The following is a 7319-nucleotide window of genomic DNA, read 5'->3' on the forward strand; positions in this document are numbered from 1 at the left end:
CGGATAGGCCGGATCGCCGGCCAGCCCGGCGATGCCCATCATCCGGTCGTTCAGGGCGTAGTAGGGTTCCAGCGTGGCATAGTCCACCGGCCAGTCGTCTGCGACGCCATCCAGCGTGCGCACCCGGAAGTCTGATGGATGCATGCGCGGGAAATGCCCTGCGTACAGAATCGTGCCGCCACCGACGCCATTGAAGTTGGCGACCTTGATCGGCGTATCGTCCTCATTGACCGGATAGTCGGCCGGATTGCCACGCCGGTTCGGACTGAAGCTGAAGTCGCCGAACTGCCGCGCCTCCCAGTCCCGGCCGTTGCTCGGGTAGTCCGACGACTTGACCCAATCCCCTTGCTCCAGGCACAGTATGCGCATGCGGGTCTCGGCCAGGCTCCACGCTACCGCAGCACCCGACGCGCCGGCGCCGATAATCAATACATCAACAGCATTCGTCATCAGTGATTCCCTGCTCACTCGGTGGCTTTCGACGGGGATGCAGGCGCGCTGCCTGCATCGGCAAATACACAATGCAAGTCAGGCGCTGCTCAGGTCTGCGGCCGGGAGCGGCCCATCAGGCCGTGCACCGCGATCGGCGGATACTCCCGGATGGCGTCTTCATTGGGTTCAGTGCCCCAGCCCGGACGGTCCGGCAGCACCAGGTGACCATCCTCGTACACCGGCACATGGGTGAACAGCTCGTGATCCCAGGCGATGCGGTCGATGTCCACTTCCATGATGCGCAGGTTCGGCACTGCCGCGCAGAAGTGTGCGTTCATCATCGTGCACAGGTGGCCGTAAAAGTTGTGGCAGGCCACGTTGACTTCATGCGCCTCGGCCGCGGCGGCGATCTTCATCGACTGCCATACGCCATTCCACGGCGTGTCGACGATGGCGACGTCCATCGCTTGCTCGCGCAGGAAGGGCAGGAATTGCTGCACGCCGATCAGGGTTTCGCAGGAGGCGATCGGATGCCGGCTTTGCGAGCGCAAGTACGCCAGCGCCTGCGGGTTCAGGGTGTCGATCTCGATCCAGAACATGTCGAGCTCGGCAATCTCGCGCAGTATCCGCAGGTAGCCCTCGGTCTTGGCGTTGAAATTCAGGTCCAGCAGGATGTCCATGTCCGGGCCGGCGGCGTCGCGCATGATTTCCAGGTGCTCGCGCACGCCCTTGATGACCTCGCGGTCGACGTTGAGCTCCGGCGCGAATGGCGTGCCGAAGCCAGTGGCCCAACGCAGGATCTTGCCGTCCTTGTCATAGCGCCAGATGTTGGTCTTGAGCGCGGTAAATCCCTTTTCCCTGACCTCGCGCGCCAGCTTGCGCACGCCGTCTGCGTCGTGGATCTCGGGCTGGTAGTGAGGTACGCGGCCGGCCCGCCAGGTGACGCAATGCGACCAGTACACGCGCAGGCGATCGCGGATCTTGCCGCCCAACAGGTCGTAGCAAGGCACGCCCAGTGTCTTGGCCTTGGCATCCAGCAGCGCATTTTCGATTGCACCGAGCGCCTGCCCGACCACACCGCCCGAGCCAGGCCGCGTCACGCAGTGCAAGTCTTCGCGAATGCGCTCGTGCTGCATCACCGACTGCCCCACCACCCGTGAAGCAAGCTGGTCGATGATTGCGCCCACCCCGGGCGAGCCGAAGCCTTCGTCGAATTCGCTCCAGCCGACCAGCCCGTCGTCGGTCGTGACCTTGACGAAGTAGTAGTTGCGCCAGGCGGCGCTGCACGAGAGGGTCTTGAGTTCGGTGACGCGGTGCTGGGCTGTCATGGAAAATGCATCCTTATGAATAAATGGAGGGATGGTGCTAGTCGCGGGCGGCAAACGGGACGCTGCCGGAAGCGTCGGCAACAGTGGCGGTACGGTCCAGCAAGTACTGCGGAAATGAACCGCCGGCGTCTTCCTGGCCAGTGCGGAACATGGCCTCGGCGATTTCTGGATGTTTGGTGGCCAGGTTGGTCTCTTCCCCATGCGGCCGGTGCGCGGGGTACAGGAACGCGCCGGTTCCGTCGATCTTGGAATTGAACCACCAGTTGTCGTCGATGACGGTCATGCCCACGCCCCATCCGACCGTGACATGGTCGCGGATCGGCCCGGCGCCGGCGAAGGCGGTTTTATAAAACGACTTACCGTCGATCGGCTCCGGGCTCTCCACACCGGTGGCTTCGAGCACGGTTGCCGCGATATCGTGCGCCTGCACGAAGGCGTCGCATCTGGTCCCGGCGCCGAGCTTGCCGGGATGCCGGATCATCAGGGGAATATCGTAAGTCTCAGGGTCGGAGGGATAGGGCCGCTTGCCGATGAATCCGCGTCTATCCCACAGCGAATGACCATGATCGGAAGTGACGATCACGATCGAGTCCTCCAGCATCCCGTTGACGCGCAGCGACTCCATCAAATGTCCGAACCAGCGGTCGCACATCTCCACCAGTCCGGAATAATTTGCGCGCGTGCGGCGCAACAAGTCTTCGCTGATATCCGGGATTTCGGCGTAAGGCGAGATCACCTGCTCGCGGCCTTCATGCGCGTCGTAGCGCTTGCGGTAATGCTCGGGCACGAACCACGGCTCGTGCGGATCGAAGCATTCGACGGTGAGGAACATGCGCTCTGCATCCTGGTTCTGCTCGACCCAGCGGCCCGCCTCCTGCATCACCTGCGCGTTGAACCACAACTCTTCGCGCACACGATCGCGCATGTTCAGCAATGCCTTGCTGTCGAACCAGAACGCATCCTTGTTGGCGGCCTTCATCACGCGGTCGTGGATCTCGCTGAACTCAGGCGGAATCCAGCGCTCGATTTCCTCCTGTGTCGGAACCCGCCCGCTGCGCGAGTGATCGGTTTCCTGCCCACGTATGAAAGTCCACTGGTCGAAACCGCGCCAGAAATTCTTTCCCGGCTTGAACTGGTGATACAGATCCGAAACCAGGCCGGTGCGGAACTTCTGTTCCGAAAATATTTCGGACAAGGTGTGTTGCGCCTCCGGGATCGGCCCCCAGCCCGGGAAGTAGCCCACGCACCAGTCCCCCTTCATGTATCGGAAGTCGCCGTTATGAAAGGGATAGGTGCGCTGGCCGGTATAGATTGCGCGGCGCGCGCACAGGGTCGGCAAGGACTCGGGGAACGCACGCGTAAACATCACGGACTCTTCGGCGAATGCATTCAGGTTAGGCGTGTGGATCGAGCCCCAGGGCGGCGATCCGCCATAGCAGCCCAGGGCGTCACGCCGCAGGGAATCAAAGACGACCAGGATGACGTTGCGAGCGGGTGCGGCGGACATGGGGCTCCTCGTAGAGTGCTACTTGTGCTGTTTCACCAAACAGGTGGCAGGTCAAATGGTAGCGCATATCATTTATGACTGCAACAGTCCGGAGCCATAAAAGGAGCCCATCGAAAAAACTTGACATGATCTATTCTATTTAATGGCGAAATACAGGACTTCTTCATAGCAATAAAGCGAACTTTTGACAGCCAAGAACAACTTGCCAGGCAGCTTGCCTTGCTGGTTGATGATCGCTATCATCCATGCCATTCCTGAATTACCTGCACAGTCGCAAATAAAATACGGGCGCATTTGCCAATAGCCGCACCGGTGAAGGTTCCCGGCAGCCACACTAAAAGCTGGATCGGGCAAGGAAAATGGCGCTATCCTTGCGCATCCAAAAAAGAAAAGACCATGGCTGAATCGAAGTCCAAACGCGTTCGCGCTGGCAGTAGCGGTCACCGCATCGAGGAAGTCGCGAAGCTTGCCGGCGTTGCGCCGATCACGGTATCGAGGGTCCTGAACAAGCCCGACACCGTCTCCGAGAAAACCCGGGCCGCGGTCTGGACCGCGATCGAAAAGATTGGCTATATCCCCAATCGCCTTGCCGGCGGCCTGGCCTCGAACACCTCGCGCACCGTCGGCATGGTGCTGCCGTACATCGACAACCCGGCATTTGCCGAGCGCGTCCAGGGCGTAACCGACGTGATTTCGGCCGAGGGTTACACGCTGCTGCTCGGACTGAGCGGCTACTCTCCCCAGGCTGAACTCGAGCATGTGATCTCGTTCCTGGGACAGCGGGTCGCCGGCCTGATACTGACCGGCACCGTGCACGCCGAGCGCACTTACAAGTTGCTGGAAAATGCCGGCATCCCGGTGGTGGAAGTTCCGCTGATCTCGGGGCGGCTGATCGACATGGCAGTGGGCTATTCCACCGTCGACGCCAGCTACGCGATGGTGGAGCACCTGCTGCGCTGCGGCTATCGCAAGATCGGCCTGATCTCGACGCCGATTGAAAATGACCAGATCGTCCGCGATCGCCGGGCCGGATACGACCGTGCCCTGGCCGATTTCGGGCTGGCGCTGGACGAGACAATGAAGATCGAGGCGAAGGGCGGCGTGGTCAATGGCGAGAAGGCTTTTGTCGAACTGCTCTCCCGCCACCCGGACATCGACGCCGTGTTCTGCACCACCGACATCCATGCGATCGGCTGCATGCTGGAAGCGAAGCGGCGCGGAATCGATGTGCCGGCAGACATCGGCATTGCCGGGTTCGACGATATCGAGCTGGCGCAGGAATTCCTGCCGCCGTTGACCACAGTCAGGCTGCGGCGCTACGAAATTGGCCGCAATGCCGCCAACATGCTGATGGACCGCTTCCGCGGCAATCAACCGGCGCAACGCACCATCGACCTCGGCTTCGAAGTGATCGTGCGCGGCTCCACGAAAAAGCTGCGCAAGTAATCGGTCGCCGTCGCCGTCCTGGTCAGTTCAGCCGCGCCCCGCTGTCGGCATCGAACAGGTGCAAGCGCTCTACCGGCAAGCGGACCTGCACCCGGTCACCGGGCTCAGCCGAAGTTCGTGTGACCAATACCCGCAAACGTTGACCATCCATGCTGCCGATCAGCAGCGTCGTCGTGCCAAGTTGCTCGCAGACCTCGACTTCCAGCCAGCCGGTGGCCCCCGAGGGTGATGTGGCCGACGCCAGCTCGACATGGTCGGGCCGGATGCCGACCTTGACCTGGCTGCCCGCGGCCAGCCCGTCGATAGCGCCCGCAGCAATCGAGCAGCTTGCCGCTTTCAGCATGCCATCCTCTACCCGCATGTCGAGAATATTCATTTCCGGCGAACCGACGAATCCGGCGACATAAAGGTTATTCGGCCGGTCGAAGATTTCCAGCGGCCGCCCGACCTGCTGCACCCTGCCGTCGCGCATGATCACGATCTGGTCGGCCAGGGTCATGGCCTCGACCTGGTCGTGGGTCACGTAGATCATGCTCTTCTCGATGCGACGCTGGAGCTTGAAGATTTCTTCGCGCATCTGCACCCGCAACTTGGCATCGAGGTTGGAAAGCGGCTCATCAAGCAGGAACACCTCGGCGTCCCTGACGATCGCACGCCCGAGAGCCACGCGTTGCATCTGGCCGCCAGACAATTGCTTTGGCCTGCGCTCCAGCAATTCGGATAGCCCCAGCAACTGCGACGCCGTCAGTACGCGCGACGCGATTTCGGATTCGGGCACGCCACGGATCTTGAGACCGAATCCCAGGTTTTCAGCGACCGTCTTGTGCGGGTACAACGCATAGTTCTGGAACACCATGGCAATGTTGCGGTCGCGCGGATCGAGATGGGTCACTTCCTGGTCGCCGATCAGGATGCGACCGCTCGATACCGACTCCAGGCCGGCGATCATGCGCAGCGTCGTCGTCTTGCCACAACCAGAAGGCCCGAGGAAAACCGTCAGGCCGCCGCGCGGCAGCTCCAGGTTCACGTCGCGCACCACTTCCACGTCGCCAAAGCGTTTGTAGACCTGCTCCAGTCGAACCACTGACATCACATTCCTCCAGGCCCTTAGCCCTTGATACTGCCCGCTGCAAGTCCATGCACCAGATACTTGCGCACAAAGATCGAAAACAAGACCACCGGCATCATGACCAGCGTGCCAGCCGCCGCCATCCGCCCCCACTCCCATCCGACGAACTGTATGAACCCGACAATGGCCACTGGCGCGGTGGATGCCTGTGTGCGGGTCAGGATCAGCGCGAAGAAGAAGTCATTCCACGACTGGATGAAACAGATCACCGCCGTTGCAGCCAGGCCGGGCCCGGCCAGCGGCAAGGTCACCTGGAGGAAAGTCTGCCAGGTGGTGCAGCCGTCAATCGCTGCGGCCTCTTCCAGTTCGCGCGGGATGGCGTCGAAAAACGGCTTCATCATCCAGATCACCAGCGCCAGGCTGAACGTCAGGTATACGATCACAAGACCGGTGCGGGTATCGTGCAGATCGAGGTAGCGGTAGGTGATGTAGAGCGGAATCGTGAACGCGATCGGCGGCGCCATGCGCGTAACCAGGATCCAGAGGCCGATCTGCCGCGCGGAACGAAACTTTCCGCGTGACAGCGCGTAGGCAGCCGGCACCCCGAACAACATCGCCAGTACGGTGGCGGCGGTGCTGCTGATGATGCTGTTGATAAAGGACAGCGGGAAGTTCCCCTTCCACAGCGCCAGGTAGTTCTCCAGCGTCGGCGTGAAAAAGAAGCCGCTGGCAAACAGTTCTTCCTTGGGCCGGAACGATACCTGGACCAGCCAGAACAGCGGGTACAGGACCAGCAGCAGCAATACCAGGGTCACCACATCGCCCAGCCATTTCGGATGCCGCTGCCGCCAAGTCAATTTGGGTTCAGTTGGGTGCGCCATTTTTCGGGGTCGTGAGGCCATAGATGAAGTAGCTGATCAGGAACACCGCCGCCAGCATGGTGGTGGCGATTGCGCTGCCGTACCCCCACAGCGAAAAAGTGAACGCCTGCCGATAGACGTAGAAATTGGTCACCTCGGTCACTTCACCGGGGCCACCGTCGGTCATGATGAAAATCAGCGGGAAGGCCTTCACGCTGTCGATCAGGATGAACAGGCCGGCGACCACCAGCGTGGGCATGATGAACGGCAGCCGGACGTGCCAGAAGATTTGCCAGCGGCTCGCGCCATCGATGCGGGCCGCCTCGATCGGGCTCTCCGGGACCATCTGCAGCGCCGCCAGCGACATCAGCATGGCAAACGGAAAGTGTTCCCAGGTGCCGGCAAACACGATCGCCCACAGCGCGGTGGAGGGATTGGTCAACAGCGGACCGACCGGAAGGCCGACCCAGGCCAATGCCCGGTGGATCGGACTGATATCGACTGTGAACAAGGCCAGCCAGGTGATGCCCACCACGATCGGGGGCAATACCATCGGAATCAGCATTCCCGAGCGCGCCCACAGCCTCATCCTGGTGTTTTCGTTGAGCAGCAACGCAACACCGAGGCCTGCGAGCATTTGCAGCACCACTGACGCGATGGACAGTTTGATCTGCACC

The 7319-nt window shown here is 61.4% G+C and carries 7 protein-coding genes; 1 reads left to right on the forward strand and 6 read right to left on the reverse strand.

Going from position 1 to position 7319, the window contains the following annotated elements:
* From Q7T64_RS14270 to Q7T64_RS14280, 3 genes are all read right to left on the reverse strand, one after another.
* The coding region (locus Q7T64_RS14270) for an NAD(P)-binding protein (RefSeq protein ID WP_304797053.1) at positions 1 to 450 on the reverse strand (450 nt) is incomplete at its 3' end.
* A gap of 89 nt (positions 451 to 539) precedes the next feature.
* Positions 540 to 1760, reverse strand: a complete 1221-nt coding sequence (locus tag Q7T64_RS14275) for a mandelate racemase/muconate lactonizing enzyme family protein (protein ID WP_304797055.1) — start codon at positions 1758 to 1760, stop codon at positions 540 to 542.
* Between the two features lie 37 nt (positions 1761 to 1797).
* Complete coding sequence (locus tag Q7T64_RS14280; protein WP_304797057.1) at positions 1798 to 3267, reverse strand: sulfatase; 1470 nt, start codon at positions 3265 to 3267, stop codon at positions 1798 to 1800.
* Between the two features lie 396 nt (positions 3268 to 3663).
* Here Q7T64_RS14280 and Q7T64_RS14285 point away from each other — a divergent pair, with 396 nt between their 5' ends.
* Positions 3664 to 4713: a LacI family DNA-binding transcriptional regulator gene (locus Q7T64_RS14285; RefSeq protein WP_304797059.1), complete on the forward strand. Its 1050-nt coding sequence runs from the start codon at positions 3664 to 3666 to the stop codon at positions 4711 to 4713.
* A 22-nt stretch (positions 4714 to 4735) separates the two neighbouring features.
* On the opposite strand, the gene Q7T64_RS14290 is transcribed toward Q7T64_RS14285, so the two are convergent.
* From Q7T64_RS14290 to Q7T64_RS14300, 3 genes are all read right to left on the reverse strand, one after another.
* On the reverse strand, positions 4736 to 5803 hold the full coding sequence (locus Q7T64_RS14290) for an ABC transporter ATP-binding protein (protein ID WP_304797061.1): 1068 nt from the start codon (positions 5801 to 5803) through the stop codon (positions 4736 to 4738).
* 17 nt (positions 5804 to 5820) lie between these two features.
* The gene (locus tag Q7T64_RS14295; RefSeq protein ID WP_304797064.1) at positions 5821 to 6663 is read right to left on the reverse strand and encodes a carbohydrate ABC transporter permease; all 843 of its coding nucleotides are present in this window, start codon (positions 6661 to 6663) and stop codon (positions 5821 to 5823) included.
* Positions 6647 to 7319, reverse strand: a 673-nt coding sequence (locus tag Q7T64_RS14300; protein WP_304797066.1) for a carbohydrate ABC transporter permease, incomplete at its 5' end; no start/stop codon positions are given. The genes Q7T64_RS14300 and Q7T64_RS14295, both read right to left, overlap by 17 nt.

This window comes from Lacisediminimonas sp., from assembly GCF_030645335.1.
Taxonomy (GTDB): Bacteria; Pseudomonadota; Gammaproteobacteria; order Burkholderiales; family Burkholderiaceae_D; genus Lacisediminimonas.